The following is a 19,633-nucleotide window of genomic DNA, read 5'->3' as shown; positions in this document are numbered from 1 at the left end:
GGCATCCGGTGTTTACCCAGCCTATCCCTGCCTTATCCGAGTTCCATATTACAACTATTTAATCAAGAAGATTATTTGTTTTCACTTTGATCCGCAGGAGCAGATTCGGACAGATACGTCCAGCTTTCCTTTTGGACCACCAGTCCGTCCTTCATCAATTTGCCCAAGGCACGCTTGAAAGCAGACTTACTGATGCCAAAGCGTTGCTTGATGATATCCGGCGGAGTTGCATCCGAGTATGGCATGCCACCCATAGGACGCTCTTTCATAAAGGCGAGCAGCTTGTCTGCATCTTCGTTACGTCCAACTTGTTTGAGTTGAGTCATGGCCAGATTCACACGTCCGTCTTCACGTACCAGTGTCACCCGACATTTCACTTTTTCACCAAGACGCAGCATATGACTACGTTCGGATGAATGAATCATGCCAATTGCGCCAAATCCCAGTACACCACCCTCTACAAGTACAAAAGTACCCATCTGCAGTGGCTTGTATACCGTCGCTTCAACCCACTCGTTTAACCATGAAGTTGGAGCATGGAAAGACAATGGTGAAAGTTCACGTTCCCCGGCCAATTTGGCACGCAGACGTCCCTGCTTGTCATGTTCCATGATTACAAAGACTTCATCCCCCACTTGAGGACGCAGTTCTTCCAGTTCAGGCAATTCACGAATAGGAAGCAGCAATTGCCGTCCAAGTCCCATTTCCAGGAAACAACCCAGTCGTGGGTGAACATCAGCCACAACCAGTCGTGCCATTTCGCCGAGCATGAGATAAGGCTTTTTCATCGTTACGGCCAGACGATCTTCCGTATCAAAGAACACAAATACCTCAAGCGTCTCACCAATCTTAATATCCCGCGTTAACTCGGTGTAGTGAAGCAGTACATCTTCCGATCCTGTCGTCAAAAAGAAACCAAACGGAGACACTTCACGTGAAACCGGCAAAGAGACGACTGTTCCAGCAATCAAACTCATACAGTTTCCACCACTTTGGCATCAGACCACAGTCGTTCAATGTTGTAGTATTCACGCTCGTCGCGGTGGAAGATATGAACAACAACATCGCCCATGTCCATCAGTACCCAACGTGCAGAATCCATACCTTCGATACCTTTGATCGTCGCTCCGGCTGCATGAGCCTGTTTGCGAATTTCAGTGGCAATGGCTTGTACCTGTGTATCGGAATTCCCGTGACAAATAACAAAATAATCCGCCACCAGGGAAACATTAATCAGATCCAATGCTACAATATTGGATGCCTTTTTGTCGTCAGCGGCAGCAACCGCCATATTCATAAGTTCTTTCGATGATACTGTCATGAACCAACCTCCATAATCTATAATTGTGCAATTAAGTCATTCCGCGACAGCATGGTCAAAGGATAAATGACACGTCGTTGCGAGATCAGCAAGCTGATCGTCGAATCGAATCCGGCAATTAAACCTTCCTCCAGACTACGTTCAGCCTGTTCGCGAATGTGATCCACTCCCGGGAAATCTCGTCCCGGTTCAATGTAATCGGCAAGACATACCACTTTGTCCAGCAAGCTCATGCCTACCCGACCCGAGGTATGCCACCGGATGGCATTAATAACTTCGGAATCCACTACACCGTAATCACGCTCGGCTACAAAAGCACCGACTTCGGAATGCCAGAGTTGCTTGTCATGCTGCAGAAGTTCCTGGTTTAATCCGTTATCACGGATGACCGCTTCCATCTCCGCTACGGGCCAGTACTTCGCCACATCATGCAATATCGCTGCCAGATCTGCTTTCACAGGATCAGCACCGTATTTTTCAGCCAACATCACTGACGATTCCATTACACCCAGTGTATGCTTCCAGCGTTTTTCCGGCATTTGTCCGGATACGGCTTGAATCAGTTCATCACGGCTTAGTGCCATATAAACCGCTCCTTACAATGTATTGGTGCACTTCATCAGGAATCATGAAGCGTACCGAATGTCCTTTGGCCAGACGTCTGCGTACGGCTGTCGATGAAATATCGACCAAGGGCATCTCGGCCAGCAGGACCCGATCCTGTAACTCGTCTGGTAAATCATCCAGATGTAACTGGAAGCCTGGCCGACCAACTCCGATAAAGGTTAAGCGTTCTGCAAGCTCTTCAATCTGCTCCCATTTGGGAAGATAGTTCACCATATCCGCCCCGATAATGAAATAAAATTCATGTTCAGGATAGCGACGCCACAGTTCCTTCATCGTATCGATGGTATAAGACACTCCGCCCAATTCCATCTCGATACCCAGCACCTCATATTGCTGCACACCCTTCACAGCCGCTACCGTCATATCGAGACGTTGCTGTCCCGAAGCTCCGGCTCCGCGTTTGTGAGGTGGAACATGGGAAGGCATGAACCAGATCTCATCCAGTGCATGCGAGTCCCTTGCCGCTTCAGCTGCCAGGAGGTGTCCCATGTGGATCGGATCAAACGTACCACCCATGATGCCGATCTTCACCTGCGTCACGCTCCCTTATCTAGGTAGTTCGATTTGTTTGTTATCACGAGATTCTTTGTACAGGATGATTGTGTTACCAATCAGTTGTACAAGCTCACTTCCCGTTTCACGGGCAACTTCTTCTGCCATCTCTTTTCTGTCCTCGTCATTGTTGTTCAATACTTGCACTTTCATCAATTCGCGCTTCTCAATCGCATCTTCGATGTGACGGAACAGGTGCTCGTTTGTTCCACCTTTACCAATCTGAAATACAGGGGTCAGGTGGTGTGCCTGTGACCGCAAAAAGCGCTTTTGTTTACCGTTTAACATGAATACTCCATACTCCTTATGTTGAGCAGGCCCTGATCGACAGCGCAAAAACTGTCCGGACCTGACCATTCAATTATTATTTTTCAATGGTAAATATGATCACTGAGTACACAAGGTGACTCCGAGTGCAGTACCATCTTCCGATCGCTGTTATCCCCAGATTTTTCTGATCCCTTTTTAAAAAGGGAAAATCCGGTGATAAATGCGACCACTCCGTTTCTTCAGATTGGTTCTGCACTCGTCGTCTGCATGTACTCTTAATATCATTTCACACTTCAAAACTGTTTAGTACAGCTCGTCTCATCGTCTCCACTGGAGCCGGAATGCCGAGCCAATGTTCAAAGGCCACTGCGCCCTGGTATACAAACATACCCAGACCACCATGCACCGTGCATCCTCGCATCCGCGACTCTCGAAGCAGACGGGTCTCCAGCGGATTGTAGATCAGATCACTCACCGCTGCTCCTTCACGGATCAGTGCAGGATCAACCGGAACGTCATCAACATGAGGATGCATACCGGCAGCCGTTGTGTTAATCACGATATCAGCCGTAGCCAGTACCGTTGCAGCGTCTTCCATGCCACTGCCCGAGATTTCTCCCAAGCCATGGCCCCGTAAATCCGAAGCAAGTGCAACAGCCCTGTCCGCTGTACGATTCAGAATGTGGATCTGCTCAGGCTTCTCCAATGCAAGTGCGTATATAACGCCTCTTGCCGCTCCACCTGCTCCCAATACAGCGATACGTTTGCCCGCAAGCTCAGGCACAGCCTCTTCCTTCAGCGATCGGACATAACCAATACCATCGGTATTGTACCCTGTCAGTGTTCCACCTTCATTAACGATGGTATTCACCGCACCAATCAGGCGAGCACTTTCATCGATCACATCCAGATACTGCATCACCTGCTCTTTGTGCGGGATGGTGACATTAACACCACGATAGCCCAGTGCCACAATTCCCCGAACGGCCGCTTCCAGTTGATCCGGATGAACATGCAGTGGCATATACATTCCATTCACTTCTGCAGCCTGCAGAGCCGCATTGTGCATTGCCGGAGACTTGGAGTGAGCAATAGGATCACCCATAACACCAAGCAACACGGGAAGTGAAGAGTTGAACTTTTTCTGCTCAGACATAGTGTTCCGCCTCCGATCCATCTGATGTACAGCTTCTGAGATTACTAGATCAAGGATGGGCGGATCTGTACACGAATGCCTTTTGGAGCATGAACAGCAACAAGCGCTCCAATATCGCCATTAACCTTAATCCAGCCCAAGCCAGAGATGAATACATCAGATTGACTGCCGCGTTTGATGCGGAATTCATGTCTGGTCCATTCAGCCATCTCTGCTGCATCCTCACGGGTTGGCGGAGACAACAATTCTCCCAGATGGTCACGGTACAGGTCATCTGCACGCTCCAGCTTCGTCCGGTGAATATCAAGCGCAGTGCTGATAAAACAAGTGAACGACTGGCGATCACCTTCCACAAAGTCAAATCGAGCCATGCCGCCGAAGAACAGCGTCTGACCGGAGTTCAACTGATACACAGCTGGTTTAAGCGGTTTTTCTGGCATGATGGCAGCGAGATCCTTACGTGAAACAATCTCGCTGAAACGCCATGGATACACGATCCCAGGCGTATCAATGATATATTTTCCATCATCCAACGGAATGTTCACCATATCCAGCGTTGTTCCCGGATAACGGGATGTGGTCAGCTCCTGCTCCAGATCGCTGTAATCACGAATCAGACGGTTAATCAGTGTGGATTTACCCACATTGGTACCGCCAACCACGTACACGTCACGATCTTCGCGATACGTTCCTACAAGCTCAAGCAGTCGGTCGAAGCCCTGATTTTGCTTCGCACTGCACAAGACTACATCCACGGTACGCAAACCCTGTTCTTTGGCTTGCTTCTGTACCCAGTTGCGAACCTTGTTCCAGTTGGTTACTTTCGGAAGCAAGTCCGTTTTGTTCACAGCAAGCAATACCGGATTGTTGCCTACAAAACGTTGCAGACCGGAGATAATACTGCCATCAAAGTCAAACAAATCAACGATATGGATGACAAGTGCATCCTTATCCCCGATTTTGCTAAGCAGCGCCAGGAATTCGTCCTGATCCACCGTAACGGATGATGACTCATTGTAGTTTTTGATGCGGAAACAGCGCTGGCATATAACCGGTTCACGATCCAATGCCTTCTCAGGAATAAACCCTGGTAATTCCGAATTTTCTGTTTGCAGATGCACGCCGCATCCGCTGCACCTTACGGCAAGATTGCCGTTATGCGGTTCTGTCATTTCTTCTTTTCCTCCTCAAGCCATAAGCCTTTCCTGCGTAAACTCGTTAGAGCAATCCGTTCCACGCGTCGATTGAAGCGGGTCATAAAACCTTCGTCCCCAATGGAGATTGGCAGTACCAGAACGGTATATAACCCCATTCGGTTCCCTCCATAAACGTCCGTAAGCATCTGATCGCCTACTACAATCGTGTTTTCAGGAGATAACTCCATCATTTTCATTGCTCTACGAAACGGTACATTCGATGGTTTGCGTGCACTATGCACAAACTGGATATCCAGCGGGGTCGCAAACAGGGATACACGATTCAAATTGTTATTGGACACAATCATCAGCTTGAAACCTGCCTCTTTCACACGTGCAAACCATTCAATCAGTTCGGGCGTAGCGTCAGGGGCTTTGGCTCCAACGAGTGTGTTATCCAGATCAGTTATAATTCCACGGTAGCCTTGAGCGTACAGCTCTTCCAGATTAATGTCAAAAACCGTGTCTACACGCAGCTTGGGCATTAACATTTTAAACAAAGAAGTCACCTCAGTTTCATACGACACACTATATCACAAATCCGTCTTTCCTGAAAATGCATACAGCGCCTGATGGCATAGGAAAAAAGGAAAAACGGGACGGGCAACAACTATGCCCGTTCCGCTTTCAGTTCCTTCCGCAGCTTCAAGGCGGTCTGATAGACGCCCTTCCAGTCGTCGGCAGTTACGGACGCCGGACTGTAACGAGTCTGTTCAAACTTCGTGAGAAGCTCATACAACGTTGCTTCTGCAGCAGGTTTTGCCTGGCTCCAGCGGGCTACCGATTCACGAAGTGTCTCGTCTCCGCTCCGGGTCAACCCTTTGCGTTTCACATACTGAATCCAACGCTCGGTCTCTGCCACTACCTTCTGTTCAGGGGTGAGCGGTCCACCTGTCCGTAGACGAAGCAGGAAGAATCGCATGGAGAAACGATTTCGCCAGAACATATATGCTACCCACATTACAATAATGGCTCCTGCAGCCCAGATAACAAAAGTCGGGATGGCAGACGATGTCTGCTCAGGTGCAGGGGTCTGCTCTTCCTCTTGTACCGGCTCCTCTTCTGGCTTTTCTTCAGGCTCATCTACAGGCTCTACAGCAGGCTGTTCCGTCAGCAGCGGCATATCAAAGCCCGGCGTTGCTTCAACAGGAATCCAGCCATACTCACCAAAGTAAACCTCTGCCCAAGAGTGTGCATCTGCATTGGTAACGGTGTAGGTTGTCTCAATCTCCGCGCCAGGTTGACGTGGAGCCTGCATGTCCGAATTCAGGGACAGTTGTCCAGGCGCATAACCTTTAACCCACCTTGCAGGAATGCCCTCCGAGCGCGCCATCATCACCAGCGCAGTGGAGAAGTAATCACAGTAGCCTTCCATAATGTCGAACAGGAAACCTTCCACAAAGTCGCTGCTTACTTTTCGAGATAAATCCGGATTGTTCGTGTATTCAAAATTAGTTTGTAAGTAGTTTTGCAGTAATGCCACTTTTTCATACGGAGTATTCGCAGATGCCGTTATCTCGGCTGCCAGATTCGACACACGGTTAGGGAAACGGGATGGTAACTGCAGGTACATATCATCTGCCGGATTACTGTTATACAGATCTTCAAATGACTTCGTACGAAGCTCATCTTCCACAATCACAGGGGCTTCAGATACGATGGTGTACGTCTTGGGATACTGTGGTTGCTGACGGTCTGTCACCACATGCAATTCAGCCTGTTCGGCATTCCACAACATCCGTTCTGTTCTGTCTTCACCATTAATCGAGCTCACTTCAGCGATCGAATAAGCACCAAAGAGAATCGGATAGACATTGTCATTCAGCATCGTTACGTTCTGAGTCACTTGTTTGGTGTTCACATTTCCGGATTCTTGGTTCTCCAGAGGCTGTCCGGCTTCAACATTTTCTGTCGCACCCCGTCCACGGTCATCCCAACCTGTGCCTGTATACTCTGCACGTGTCTCACCGCGCCAGTAACTACGCTCATTGGTGGTGACAGACATAACAGGGGTATAGTCGAAGTTGAACCCTCCACCCAGCTGATTGTCTTCCCTGCTGTATCCCGATTCGGTAGCCGCGGGAATATCAAGGTTTCCGTTACCAGCCTGACTTGTGGAAGTTCCGGTATAGTTACGCCACGCCGTATATGGGTCCGTCAAGGTGGGTGGAATCTCCGGCATATTAACGCTGGCTACAATAATTAAAGAAAAGATAATGGCAATATTGGCCAGGACTTTATAAGGATACCGGATGATTCGTTTCCAACCTTGTGGATACTGTAGCTGATAGTTACGGAAATGCTGACATACGAGCCATCCCATCCCCGCAAACATCACCCACGCGATTTCAATCCAGAGTGGAATCTGGGTGAAAGAATCGAGAATCCCCATCGAAATGATGTTAACACCCAGAAAAACAAGAATGCGACGTGTTGTGGTCACGAGTCGAAGCGCAGCTTCAAGCATCACCCATGCACACAGGGAGAACCAGATGTACGGCGTCATGTGTAATATGAATTGCTCCGCTCGGTCCGTTAAAGAGCCATAAGGGATGTACACCGTATAATCAATCAGCGTTTTATGCAAAATGTAACCAACAACGACCGCCTTGATGATCGCCCGATACATCGTTTTGAAGGGCAGGATGACCTCCAGCACAGTGACTGCTGCAAGTGTCCATAAGACCAGAGAAGTTGTCTCCGTGTACCACGATTCCTGCGTAAAGGAAATCCACTGCATGCCAATCAGGAAAATCCAGAGCAATGACGCTGCATGATACCAGGATCGTTTGCCTGCAACGTTTTCATTTCCTTTTGTACTCATACAGAACCTCCCCCCATCACCGTTGGAAGCTCCTGCAAGTGAGAAACAGTGAATGACCTCGTGCCTCTTCCACGCAACATGGCATTCCACTCGGCACTTCGACGGGATTCACTGGTATCGATCAGAATATGACATGGCGTCATGCCCCGCGTATCGGCCCAGCGCAACAGTTCCATTATTTTTTCATCCTTCTGGGGAGAAATCACGACAAAGTAAGCTCCCTGAGGCAGTTGACGTGCGATTCTTTCCACGCCAGGCAACAGATGGGTATCCTGACCGTTATATTGAATATCCACCAGATGATGCATCATCTTCTGTCGTTCCATCAGGCTTTCACTGGGGGCCATGAAGGATGTCTGGTCTGACAATGTCAACAACCCCATCCCCATTCGTTCCCTGACACCATACTCCAGCAGAGAGGCAGCCGTGGAAACGGCAATTTCGAATGCATCCCCATGTTCATAACTTGATGCCAGCGCATCCAGAACCAGAATGGTTTTAGGCACAGACTCATGTTCAAACTCCTTGGACTTCCAGTTCCCTGTCTTTGCCGTTGCATTCCAGTGAATGCGGGAAAGTCGATCTCCGTATACGTAGTCACGTACACCATTGATCTGAGTGGTCTCTCTCCGTGAGCGGGTTAACGCCGTCTGAGGACCGGATAACCGTGATTTGCGGTCGTAGAGCTGCCAATATGGAATAAATACCGTTCTTGGCAGTACGCGAAACTCACCTTTTGCCTTAAACTTTCCTCGATGTTCAATCAGTCCAAATATGTCCTCGCTGGCACATTCCGTTTCTGAAAAAACATACTTCCCCCGCTCAAGTGGCGGTGTCTGAAAAGACAACTCGCCATTACCTCGCATATTGGGAATCAAACTTTCCTTGAACGACCACGATTCTCCGTTATGCCGATGCAGCATTTCACGTACAACAACATAGGGAAGCGGGAGGAATCCCGGAATCGTCAGACTCAGATGTACTTGAACCTGGTCACCCGCATGCAGCAATTCTTCGTGGTCTGGACCAGAAGATAACCTACGAACTCCTTGAGCACGTCTTACCCCGCTAAATCCAGCAATGGCAAGGTACACACAGAGCAGGGTCACCATCGACAGCAACATAAGGGATGTCTTCCCGCCCTGAAACAAAACATAAGCCAGACAGCACATCCACACCATTGCGATGCTCCATACGCGTGGGTGGCGTAACCCTCTATTGACTGTTCTCAAAAGCGGCTTCATGAACTATTGCCCCATGGAGACGGGCACGCGTACTTGCTGGAGTACGGCATTCAAAACGGCCTCGGAACTCATACTGTCCAGTCTCGATTCGGGGCGAAGCACAATACGATGAGAGATCACATAAGGGGCCATCGTTTTCACATCATCCGGAAGCACATAATCACGTTCCTGCAAGAAAGCAAAGGCTTTTACGGCCATCATGAACGATATGGCTGCCCGTGGGCTGGCACCCAGCAATACAGATGGGTGGGAGCGGGTTTGACGAACAACATCCAGCAAATAGTCCATAACCGGATCACCGATAAAGACCTCTTTAATCTCCTGCTGGATTGCCGAGATCTGGTCCATATGAGTCACGGATTCAAGGCGATCTACAGGCTGACCGAGCTGATGCTGTTTCAATAGGATTTTCTCAATTTCCTTATCGGGATAACCTAGACTTATTTTCAACATAAACCGGTCAAGTTGTGCTTCCGGCAAAGTATACGTGCCTTCAAAATCAATCGGATTCTGAGTTGCACAGAGCATGAATGGATGTGGCAGATCATACGTATCGCCATCAACGGTTACGCTGCGCTCCTCCATAACTTCGAGCAGAGCCGATTGGGTTTTTGTTGTGGCCCGGTTAATCTCATCAGCTAGCAAAATGTTGGTCATCACAGGACCTGGCCGGAAATAAAAACGCTCATCCTTCGGATGGAACACAGATACGCCCGTAATATCACTAGGTAAAATATCAGGATTACATTGAATACGCCGGTACTCACCACGCATGGATTTCGATAATGCCTTGATTAATTGCGTTTTGCCAGTTCCCGGTACGTCTTCAATCAGAACGTGCCCGCCTGCAAGCAAAGCTGTAAGTAAAAGTTGAATTTCAAAGGATTTCCCCATAATACAGGATTCCAGATTTGAACGAACTGCGGATATGATTTGGATCGACTCTTTGCGCACAGGCATGTGGTCTAACCTCCTAAAAAAGCATACAGATTTCCTTTTATTGTACATGATCCAGAGTCACGAGTACACTCGAAGGAACTCATAATTTGTTTCCAGCCCGTCAGATTCACCGCAGTTCACGCATGAATACGACAAAAAAGGCCCGGATAAAAGTTATCCGAAGCCTTTGCTGAATCGCAATATGTTCAAGGAGATTTCTCATTCTATGTTAGCCTTTTGGTCTAACGACCAATGCCGCGAGAAAAGAAAAGATGATCGCTGACGAAATCCCCGCCGCAGTCAGATCGAAAATCCCTGTAATCACACCTAGCCATCCCTCTTTTTCCAGCTCCGTCAATGCCCCGTGCACCAAGGAATTACCGAAACTTGTGATGGGGATGGTAGCACCCGCACCTGCAAATTTAACCAAGGGGTCATACACGCCAAATGCATCCGCAAGCGCACCTGTCACAACAAGTGTACTCATGGTATGAGCTGGCGTCAGTTTAACCCCATCCATTAGAAGCTGTCCGACAACACAGATCAAACCGCCAACGATAAATGCCCACAAGAACTGCATTACCTTTATCCCTCCTTTTCAATAGCTACGGCATGTGCAATACAAGGAATACTTTCACCCTGCTGGTACGAAATCGGAGATAACAGCGCACCCGTAGCAACGACGAGCACCCGTTTAAGATCACCCTTCTGCATCCGGTTCAAAATGTGACCATAGGTGACGGTGGCAGAACATCCACAGCCACTTCCCCCGGCAACAACATAAGGCTGTTTCTCCCGATCATAGATCATCAGGCCACAGTCATTAAAAACCGTCTGTTCCATGGGAATGCCTTCTTTTTGCAAAAGCTCTTTCGTAATTGGCAGACCGACGGAAGCCAGATCCCCAGTCACAATGAGATCATAATAGCCGGGTTCCAATCCCGTATCCCTGAAATGAGAGATTATAGTGTCGGCTGCTGCTGGCGCCATGGCTGAACCCATATTAAAGGGATCTTTGATGCCCAAATCCATAATGCGTCCAATAGTGGCTTTGGTAACAACGGGACCATCACCAGTACGGGAGACCACACCACACCCTGATCCTGTGACGGTATATTGCGCATAAGGCGGCTTCTGGGAGCCATACTCCGTCGGATACCGAAATTGTTTTTCAACCGTACAGTTGTGGCTCACCGTTCCTGCAAGGACATAATCTCCAGCTCCGGAGTCAACAATCATGGACGCTAAAGCTAACGTTTCCATGGAAGTAGAACAGGCTCCAAAGACACCTAGGTAAGGCACACCCAGTTTTCGCGCTGAAAAGGAACTACTGATAATCTGGTTCATCAGATCTCCACCAACAAAAAATTGAAGCTCTTCCTTGGTGATATTTGCATTTACCAAAGCCAGTTGGGAGGCCTGTTCGAGCAGTTTGCGTTCTCCCTTTTCCCACGTTTTCTCGCCGATCTCGAGGTTGTCGTAGACATAATCGAAATCAGATGACAGTGGACCCTCGCCTTCTTCTGGTCCTACAACTGCGGCTTTACCAATGATCCGCGGACGATTCTCAAACTGCCATGTCTGGCGACCCAATCGCTTCACAGGTGCCCACCTCCAAATCCCAAAAAGGCGTAAACAATCCCTACGACAAATGCTGCCACGACACCAAACACGATAACGGAACCAGCAAGTTTAAACATGTTGGCCCCTACACCGAGCACCAGTCCTTCAGCACGATGTTCCAGTGCAGCAGAACACATGGAATTGGCAAAGCCGGTAACCGGCACAGCCGTTCCTGCTCCTGCCCATTGAGCCATTTTATCGTAAACGCCGAGACACGTTAGAATAACCGATATGAGAATCATGACCGCCACCGTAGGACTGGAAGCTTCCTTCGATGTCATGTCGAAACCGGCCATAAAAGCCTCTTGAATGGCCTGTCCAATCAAACAGACGGTACCCCCAACCAGAAATGCTTTGAGGCAATTTTTCAGGATTGGACGAGGCGGCTCATGTCTTTTTGCGACTTTTTTGTACTCCTTTTCATCCATGGACAGGGACGACGATTTTTTTTCGCTTCCGGATGCAGATTGAGCTGGCAAGATACAAGACCTCCTCTATGTGAAATGGTTCAAAGCTACGGCTGAATGCCAATGTGTGTAATCCTATATTCATTGTTTGTTAATAATCGGAAGGTTATGTATCCGGCGACAGACAGCATATGTTTCCAACAAGATCATGTTGTGGAAGCAAGATGGGAATACGCCGGTTCTGAGGACTTTTAGATACGCTCTATAAATAAAGAAGAACAATCACGAGCAAGATAAAAAGAACGATAAACAGTACTTTTTCCGTGCCCTCTTCTGGAGGCTTCATTGGATATTTAGCTCCTTTCTGTAAACAGACCAACAAATATTGAACAAAAAGAACATCACAAAATGATGACATCTCCTCCATATATTCATATTCATTGAAGTGGCATCAGGACTACGACTACAGCGGATAGAGTCATGAAACTTGGACACGGTAAGCGCCCAAAACATGCCTTAAATACGTGACATAAACATGGACAATCACTTGCGCAAGGTTCATACTGTAATGTGACCAGTGGTTAAATAACAAGTCCTCAGCATCTTAAAGTGCATGTTCAAAAAGATAAAAGACTTTTTGAACTACATCTTAAAGGACAACAGGCGGGTAGCCGTTCTACTGTGACCTGATTTACATACCAACAGAGGAGTTGTTGACACATGAATGAAAAAACGATGGATATGTTTCGTACGTTGACGGAATTTCCTTCCGCATCCGGTTTTGAACGTGAGCTTCGTGGCTGGATGAAAGATAAGCTTTCCGCTTATACCGATGAGTTCGTCCAAGATCGCCTGGGGAGTCTATTTGGTGTATTACGCGGGGAGGAATCCGGTCCCAAAGTTATGGTAGCCGGACACTTTGACGAAGTAGGTTTCATGACTACTGGCATTACGGAAACAGGTATGATCAAGTTCCGTCCACTGGGTGGATGGTGGAGTCAGGCTGTACTGTCTCAACGATTGGAAATCATCACACCTGATCGTCGGATTACCGGAGTTGTAGGTTCTACACCTACACACTTGCTGGACGAGTCCCAGCGGAACAAACCTGTGGATCTGAATTCCATGTATCTCGATATTGGAGCAGACAACCGTGCGGAAGCAGAATCCTGGGGCATTCATCCAGGGATGCAGATCGTACCGATCTGTGAATTCACACCTATGGCCAATCCTAAGAAAATTATGGCTAAAGCGTGGGATAATCGTTACGGCGTAGGACTTGCACTTGAACTGGTTGAAGCGCTGCACAAGGAAAAACTGCCTAACACGCTTTATGCTGGTGCAACGGTTCAGGAAGAACTGGGGCTTCGCGGTGCACGTACGGCGGCCAATCTGATTCAACCTGATATCTTCTTTGCACTTGACTGTAGCGCGGCGAATGATATGACAGGTGACAAACAGTCATTTGGACATATCGGAGAAGGCGCATTGCTTCGTATTTTTGACCCGGGCATGTTCACCCATCGCGGAATGGTGGAATATGTTCAAGATACGGCTTCATCCAATCAGATCAAAATGCAGTATTTCATCTCACCAGGCGGTACCGATGCAGGTCAAGTTCACCTGAGTGGCATTGGTGTGCCCTCAACAGTGATCGGTATCTGCGCACGTTATATCCATACCTCTTCTTCCATCATTCATACAGACGACTACGATGCAGCCAAAGAACTGATCGTGAAGCTGGTCAAAGGTCTTGATCGGACAACGATGAATACCATAATTAATAACGCGTAACAGTTGACAAGAGACCTCCTAACTATATCGGGAGGTCTCTTTTTTTATATCCACAACTATATCAGTTGGACACATTTACACTTGAACGCAGAGGCCAGAAATAACCTGAAGAAGCGGAGCTAAAACCTTTCTGCAAGAAAGCTGCTTCGGAAGCATATACTTCGCCTTTATTCGGTGATTGAAAGGTTATTCTGTCATTCGGAGTGGCAAGTGTAAATATTTTTTAGTTCAACATACGTAGATTAATAGGCCGAACATTATAGGGAATTACACATAAGATGTAATAACGGTAGATGAATTAAACACCAAGCAGCGGGGGACCTGTTATGGCAGTGAGAAGGAATGGAAAATCGAATAAAGGTACCAAAAAAACAAATGCCGCAAACACCCTTCTCAATGGCAACCTTAAAGGAAGAAATCTGGAACTTATCGTTGCAGCATTACTAGTAAGTGGGAAGTTAAGAGTGGATGCGGTCACGTTGTTTCGAGAAGCTACACTGGTCGTTGAACTGGTTGGGCAGTATAAAACATTACAAAATATTACACCATCGAATCAAGACAAACTGGTGCAATTCCTCGATGAAATCGGTGGCGATATGACGTTGAATGACGTTATACGGGCTTTCCAACAGAGAATCAATTCCTAAACGCCAAGAAATGAGGTTGAAGTGATGTCTGACTTTGACGGAAATGGGTTCGCTGAGCTACTGATCATTGTCATTCTTGTTGTTTTATTTGTATTTGGTTCTTCCGATATTGACGACCTGACTGATTCTCCTTCTCAATCCTGAATTGGCTAGGTTATTACGATCCATTCATTATGAAATGCATATCTGTAAACGCCAGCCCACAATATGCGGGCTGGCGTTTTTGGATGGCTATAGAAATAGCGGTGAGAATGCAATCCAGGCCAAAATAAGAGTAAGCACAATGCAGACATTCTCTACAACGGCCCCACGCTTGGTCCCTGTACTCATCAGATTCACCCGTATGCGCCACTTGAGTGGTGGTAACGGACGAATACCTCGATTGGTGAGTGAATCGGCCAACAGATGCATCGCATATGCAGTTCCTCCCGCTACCCAGATCTCCGGTCCCTGCTGCTGGGTCGTGCTGTACAACAAGCCCGCCCATATTGCGGTTCCGTACAGGGTATGTGTCAGTCCCCTATGAGTCAGTGTGGTGCAGAGCATTAACAAACTGCCTGCAATCAAGTTCCACGGTGCGAACGCGTGACCATAAAAGACCAGTCCGAGTCCAATCGCAAACATCAACACTTTGCGAAGCGAACGTGAAGGCAGGAATGACACAAGCGCAATGAGGATCGCAAGCAACAGGTTCCATGGTTTGGCATGAACATAGAAGTACACAAATACAGCTGTGGGCAACAGAATCGTCTGTAACAACCTGATCAGACTGTTAGGCAAGGCTCTGGATACCAGCAGCGAATTTGGCTCATCAATGTCAGGCAATAACGAACCAATCAGTGCAACCGTAACTGCCGGCGCTGTCACCGGCATACCGGCCAACTGCAGAACAGAAAGCGACACACCTGTCCCGATAATAAGGTGGGATCTTCCCATCATGATGCAAAAACGTCCTTTCAAAGAAATCGGGAACAATAAGGCCCAGTTCCGATTTTACAACGAAAACAAAATAAGAACAATAGTTCGCATTTCTTATTTGTATGAAAATAAATATAACTTTCTGTGATGGGGCGCACATTATTATATTTATGACTCTTCTATCTTTATTAGTGAATTAAATCACATAAATTGTCGTCAACTACTTGTATAATTTCAAATATAAACCACTAAAATTGTTGGTAATGTACAGCGTCTATCCAAGGAGGCATACACACATGAACGGAAAAAAAGAGAAACTCGTTATCATAGGTAACGGAATGGCAGGAATCAGTACTGTAGAACAAATTTTAAAATTAACATCGCGATTTGATATTACTGTTTTTGGCACAGAGCCCTACCCTAACTACAACCGCATTATGTTGTCTTATGTACTGGAAGGAAGCAAAACACTGGATGACATCGTACTGAACGACCTTCACTGGTATGAAGATTACGGCATTACGCTGCACACAGGCACAACGGTTACACGAATCGATGCCGAGACACACGAAGTTGTGACTGAAGAAGGAACTCGCGTTCCTTATGACAAAATTATCATTGCAACAGGCTCCAACTCCTTCATTCTCCCCGTTCCGGGACATGACAAAGAGGGTGTTGTCGGTTTCCGCGATATCGCCGATTGTAATGTGATGCTCGACGCTGCCAAACAGTACAAAAGAGCGGCCGTTATCGGGGGCGGACTGCTGGGTCTTGAAGCTGCCAAAGGGTTGGTACAACTTGGCATGGAAGTTACCGTAGTACACTTGATGCAGGATCTGATGGAGCGTCAGCTTGATCCACAAGCTTCAGCCATGTTGAAGGCAGAACTCGAACGTCAGGGTATCCGGTTCAAGATGGGTGCGCAGACTTCCGAACTGCTGGGCGGCGAACGCGTTGAAGGAATACGTTTTGCAGATGATACGGTTCTGAATGTTGATTTTGTGGTCATGGCTGTAGGCATTAAACCCAATACGACTGTAGCCCGCGAAAGCGGTATGGAAGTGAACCGGGGTATTGTCGTGAATGACTATATGCAGACTTCACTTGAGAATGTGTATTCGGTCGGAGAATGTACAGAGCACCGCGGGGTATGTTACGGCCTCGTTGCCCCATTGTTCGAACAAGGAATGATTCTGGCGAAACATATCTGCGGGGTTGAAACGGCTCCTTATGAAGGTTCCGTAGTATCTACGAAATTGAAAATTTCGGGTGTAGACGTCTTTTCAACTGGTGAATTCATCGACAGTCCGGAACACACCGTCATTTCGCACAAAGATGACTGGAAACGGACTTACAAAAAAATTCTGCTTCGTGATAATAAAATGGTCGGCGCCGTTCTCTTCGGTGACATTACGGATTCTGCCGAATTGCAGAAACTGATCAAACAACAGACCGAAATGACCGAGGAATTGTACGGTTCACTCATGGGTACAGGCTGCGGCGGTCATAAGAAAGCAACTTCTGTTGAAACGATGCCCGAGGACGAGATCGTCTGTGGATGTAACGGGGTCACCAAAGGAACTATTGTTGATGTAATTACAAACCAGGGCCTTACCACTGTAGATGAAATCAAAGCCTGTACCGGTGCAACACGCTCTTGCGGTGGATGTAAACCGGTTGTGGAACAGATTCTGCAATATGTGCTGGGAGACGGCTTCAGCAGTGGAGCCAAACAGGGAATATGCGGATGTACTTCCATGGGACGGGATGAGATTGTAGCTGAGATTCGTGCAAAAGGATTACAAACGACCAAAGAGGTCATGAATGTACTGGGTTGGAGTCAACCTGAAGGTTGTTCCAAATGTCGTCCGGCGATCAACTACTACCTTGGCATGATTGCACCAGACACACACGAAGATGAGAAAGAATCCCGTTTTGTTAACGAACGTATGAACGCGAATATTCAAAAGGATGGAACGTATACGGTTGTACCTCGGATGTACGGCGGGGTGACTACACCAGCGGACCTCAAACGCATCGCTGACGTTTCAGTCAAATATGATGTGAAAGCAGTCAAAGTTACCGGCGGTCAGCGTCTTGACTTGATTGGTGTCAAAAAAGAAGACCTGACTAAAGTCTGGGCTGAACTGGATATGCCTTCAGGTTATGCATACGCCAAATCGCTGCGCACGGTCAAAACATGTGTCGGCTCCCAATTCTGCCGATTCGGTACACAGGATTCCATGGCTATGGGTGCTCGCATTGAACGTAAATTCGAACGTCTGGATCTGCCTGCCAAGTTCAAATACGCTGTCAATGGCTGTCCACGGAACTGTGCAGAGGCATGTACAAAAGATATCGGTATCGTTGGTAACGACGGCGGCTGGGAAATCTTCATCGGTGGTAACGGCGGTATTAAAGCAAGACTTGCTGATTCCCTGTGCAAAGTGAAAACAGATGAAGAGTTGATTGAACTGTGCGGAGCCATCATGCAATATTACCGCGAAACAGGTAACTATCTGGAGCGGACTTCCGAGTGGGTGGAACGTATGGGTCTGGAGCATATTCGTTCGGTTGTCGTGGATAATCTTGAGGAACGCAAAGCGTTGATGCAACGGATTGAATTCGCACTTGAGCATGTGGAAGAACCTTGGCAAAAAGCGATTCGCAATGAGGAAGGCCAAAGCAAAATGTTCCACGGCATCGAAGTATCGGCTCGTCCATAAGTAAGCTCGCAAGATTAATACTGCCGGAATGTTAAATATAGATAAGGAGTGGTTTTAGATGACGACAAAACAATCAGGCACCTACTTCCCTGCCGGAGTAGTTGAAGAATTCCTGCCACGAATCGGAAGAGTAGTTGAGATTAAGGACCATCAGCTTGCTGTCTTTCGTGCATCGGATGGCACCATCTTCGCTGCGGATAATCACAATCCCCACCCTAAGGGTGGACCGCTGGCTGAAGGCATCGTGTCCGGGCATTATCTGTACGATCCGCTGTATGATTGGAAAATTGACCTGACTACCGGTCTTGTGCAAGCACCAGACAATGGTCAAGTACAGATGTATCCGGTGAAGGTAGAGAACGGCCAGGTCTGGATCGAAATATAGCTCCATTGAAACGTTCAAAGATTGATGCAAAATAATGGGGGAAACCGTGATGTATACACCAAGTGTTGAGGGAATTATTGAAGCTGCGGTTAAAAAACGGGATCAAATGAACGCAAGCCTGCCACGTTATATGGTTGCTGCCTTGATGGCTGGTGCCTATGTAGGGCTTGGCATCGTTCTGATCTTCAGTATTGGTGCTCCGCTTCTTGCGGCACAGTCACCACTGCAAACCATGTTGATGGGCATGTCCTTCGGACTCGCCCTCACGCTGGTCATCTTTGCCGGATCGGAACTGTTCACAGGTAACAATATGTTCTTTACCATGAGTACACTGGCAGGCCGGACCACAGTTAAAGATACACTGAAAAACTGGGGACTCGTCTTCCTCGGCAATTTGCTAGGTGCGATCCTGCTCAGCCTGCTTATTGTAGGCAGCGGCCTGTTCAAAACGGCTGCGCCCGAACATCTGTTATTCGTCGCTTCTGCCAAAAAGATGGCCGCTCCCGTATCGGAGTTGTTCTTCCGCGGCATTCTCTGTAACTGGCTCGTCTGTCTGGCGATCTGGATGGCTGCTCGCACAAAAGAGGATATCGCCAAAATTGCTCTTATCTGGTGGTGTCTGTACGCCTTTATTGCAAGTGGGTATGAGCACAGTGTTGCCAATATGACTTTGCTGTCCTTGTCCTGGCTGTTGCCAAACCACCCGGATACCATTACTCTGGCAGGCTGGTTTCATAACATGATCCCGGTGACGCTTGGTAATATCATCGGCGGTGCCCTCTTTGTCGGAATGGCTTACTGGTATACTTCATCAGTACGCAAAAAAGCGTAACTCTTAATCCAACTGCATTTCCGTACGATAGATAGCAGAACATTTACACAACTAAAGCCACGATGGATGCCGAACTCACGTTCAGTCATACATGGTGGCTTTTTGGCTTCGTTTTACATTCAATGTATACATCGTTAATCCCAGGTTAATATAACTAGAGTATAGTCAGTGT

The 19,633-nt window shown here is 47.7% G+C and carries 20 protein-coding genes; 5 read left to right on the top strand and 15 right to left on the bottom strand.

Annotation, left to right across the window (positions count from 1 at the left end):
- Nucleotides 1-71: 71 nt before the first annotated feature.
- The 14 genes from QF049_RS00855 to spoVAC form a co-directional block, all read right to left on the bottom strand.
- A complete protein-coding gene (locus tag QF049_RS00855) occupies nt 72-977 on the bottom strand; it encodes a CvfB family protein (protein ID WP_036668546.1) in 906 nt (301 codons plus the stop codon).
- Nucleotides 974-1,321, bottom strand: a complete 348-nt coding sequence (gene rsfS, locus QF049_RS00850) for a ribosome silencing factor (protein ID WP_036615136.1) — start codon at nt 1,319-1,321, stop codon at nt 974-976. The genes QF049_RS00855 and rsfS overlap by 4 nt, the downstream gene beginning before the upstream one ends.
- A 17-nt stretch (nt 1,322-1,338) precedes the next feature.
- Nucleotides 1,339-1,905 carry a bis(5'-nucleosyl)-tetraphosphatase (symmetrical) YqeK gene (gene yqeK / locus QF049_RS00845; protein WP_124115953.1) on the bottom strand — a complete coding sequence of 189 codons (567 nt, stop codon included), beginning with the start codon at nt 1,903-1,905 and terminating at the stop codon, nt 1,339-1,341.
- The gene (locus QF049_RS00840) at nt 1,889-2,479 is read right to left on the bottom strand and encodes a nicotinate-nucleotide adenylyltransferase (RefSeq protein WP_307534190.1); all 591 of its coding nucleotides are present in this window, start codon (nt 2,477-2,479) and stop codon (nt 1,889-1,891) included. Before QF049_RS00840 ends, yqeK begins: the two co-directional genes overlap by 17 nt.
- A 15-nt stretch (nt 2,480-2,494) precedes the next feature.
- Complete coding sequence (gene yhbY, locus QF049_RS00835; RefSeq protein ID WP_017687186.1) at nt 2,495-2,788, bottom strand: ribosome assembly RNA-binding protein YhbY; 294 nt, start codon at nt 2,786-2,788, stop codon at nt 2,495-2,497.
- Between the two features lie 268 nt (nt 2,789-3,056).
- The gene (gene aroE / locus QF049_RS00830) at nt 3,057-3,926 is read right to left on the bottom strand and encodes a shikimate dehydrogenase (protein WP_307534188.1); all 870 of its coding nucleotides are present in this window, start codon (nt 3,924-3,926) and stop codon (nt 3,057-3,059) included.
- A gap of 44 nt (nt 3,927-3,970) precedes the next feature.
- Complete coding sequence (gene yqeH / locus QF049_RS00825; protein ID WP_017687184.1) at nt 3,971-5,098, bottom strand: ribosome biogenesis GTPase YqeH; 1,128 nt, start codon at nt 5,096-5,098, stop codon at nt 3,971-3,973.
- A complete protein-coding gene (locus tag QF049_RS00820; protein WP_036615148.1) occupies nt 5,095-5,622 on the bottom strand; it encodes a YqeG family HAD IIIA-type phosphatase in 528 nt (175 codons plus the stop codon). The genes yqeH and QF049_RS00820 overlap by 4 nt, the downstream gene beginning before the upstream one ends.
- A 110-nt stretch (nt 5,623-5,732) precedes the next feature.
- Nucleotides 5,733-7,946 (bottom strand): DUF4129 domain-containing transglutaminase family protein, encoded by a 2,214-nt coding sequence (locus QF049_RS00815; protein WP_307534185.1) that lies wholly within the window; start codon nt 7,944-7,946, stop codon nt 5,733-5,735.
- A complete protein-coding gene (locus tag QF049_RS00810) occupies nt 7,943-9,190 on the bottom strand; it encodes a DUF58 domain-containing protein (RefSeq protein WP_373428192.1) in 1,248 nt (415 codons plus the stop codon). Before QF049_RS00810 ends, QF049_RS00815 begins: the two co-directional genes overlap by 4 nt.
- A 3-nt stretch (nt 9,191-9,193) precedes the next feature.
- Nucleotides 9,194-10,150: an AAA family ATPase gene (locus QF049_RS00805; RefSeq protein WP_036615157.1), complete on the bottom strand. Its 957-nt coding sequence runs from the start codon at nt 10,148-10,150 to the stop codon at nt 9,194-9,196.
- A gap of 208 nt (nt 10,151-10,358) precedes the next feature.
- Nucleotides 10,359-10,709, bottom strand: a complete 351-nt coding sequence (gene spoVAE / locus QF049_RS00800; protein ID WP_047843814.1) for a stage V sporulation protein AE — start codon at nt 10,707-10,709, stop codon at nt 10,359-10,361.
- Between the two features lie 5 nt (nt 10,710-10,714).
- Nucleotides 10,715-11,731, bottom strand: a complete 1,017-nt coding sequence (gene spoVAD, locus QF049_RS00795; RefSeq protein ID WP_076214289.1) for a stage V sporulation protein AD — start codon at nt 11,729-11,731, stop codon at nt 10,715-10,717.
- Nucleotides 11,728-12,231, bottom strand: a complete 504-nt coding sequence (gene spoVAC, locus QF049_RS00790) for a stage V sporulation protein AC (protein WP_373428191.1) — start codon at nt 12,229-12,231, stop codon at nt 11,728-11,730. The genes spoVAD and spoVAC overlap by 4 nt, the downstream gene beginning before the upstream one ends.
- A gap of 648 nt (nt 12,232-12,879) precedes the next feature.
- Here spoVAC and QF049_RS00785 point away from each other — a divergent pair.
- Together QF049_RS00785 and QF049_RS00780 are read left to right on the top strand one after the other, a co-directional pair.
- Entirely contained in the window at nt 12,880-13,953 is a 1,074-nt protein-coding gene (locus tag QF049_RS00785) for a M42 family metallopeptidase (protein WP_192133617.1), read from the top strand.
- 326 nt (nt 13,954-14,279) lie between these two features.
- A complete protein-coding gene (locus QF049_RS00780) occupies nt 14,280-14,600 on the top strand; it encodes a hypothetical protein (RefSeq protein ID WP_124115949.1) in 321 nt (106 codons plus the stop codon).
- A 231-nt stretch (nt 14,601-14,831) separates the two neighbouring features.
- Here QF049_RS00780 and QF049_RS00775 read toward each other — a convergent pair whose 3' ends face one another.
- Nucleotides 14,832-15,539: a metal-dependent hydrolase gene (locus QF049_RS00775; RefSeq protein ID WP_036615169.1), complete on the bottom strand. Its 708-nt coding sequence runs from the start codon at nt 15,537-15,539 to the stop codon at nt 14,832-14,834.
- 275 nt (nt 15,540-15,814) lie between these two features.
- Here QF049_RS00775 and nirB point away from each other — a divergent pair, with 275 nt between their 5' ends.
- Genes nirB through QF049_RS00760 form a run of 3 tightly spaced genes read left to right on the top strand, consistent with a single transcriptional unit; the run spans nt 15,815 to nt 19,461 of the window.
- Nucleotides 15,815-18,244: a nitrite reductase large subunit NirB gene (nirB, locus tag QF049_RS00770; protein WP_307534178.1), complete on the top strand. Its 2,430-nt coding sequence runs from the start codon at nt 15,815-15,817 to the stop codon at nt 18,242-18,244.
- Nucleotides 18,245-18,302: 58 nt separating this feature from the next.
- On the top strand, nt 18,303-18,629 hold the full coding sequence (gene nirD, locus QF049_RS00765; protein WP_091028331.1) for a nitrite reductase small subunit NirD: 327 nt from the start codon (nt 18,303-18,305) through the stop codon (nt 18,627-18,629).
- 49 nt (nt 18,630-18,678) lie between these two features.
- Nucleotides 18,679-19,461 (top strand): formate/nitrite transporter family protein, encoded by a 783-nt coding sequence (locus QF049_RS00760; protein WP_124115946.1) that lies wholly within the window; start codon nt 18,679-18,681, stop codon nt 19,459-19,461.
- Nucleotides 19,462-19,633 lie beyond the last annotated feature (172 nt).

It is taken from the genome of Paenibacillus sp. W4I10, assembly GCF_030816325.1.
Taxonomy (GTDB): domain Bacteria; phylum Bacillota; class Bacilli; order Paenibacillales; family Paenibacillaceae; genus Paenibacillus; species Paenibacillus amylolyticus_B.
Note: the sequence above shows the minus strand (reverse complement) of the source record. Positions and strands in the feature narration are given on the sequence as shown.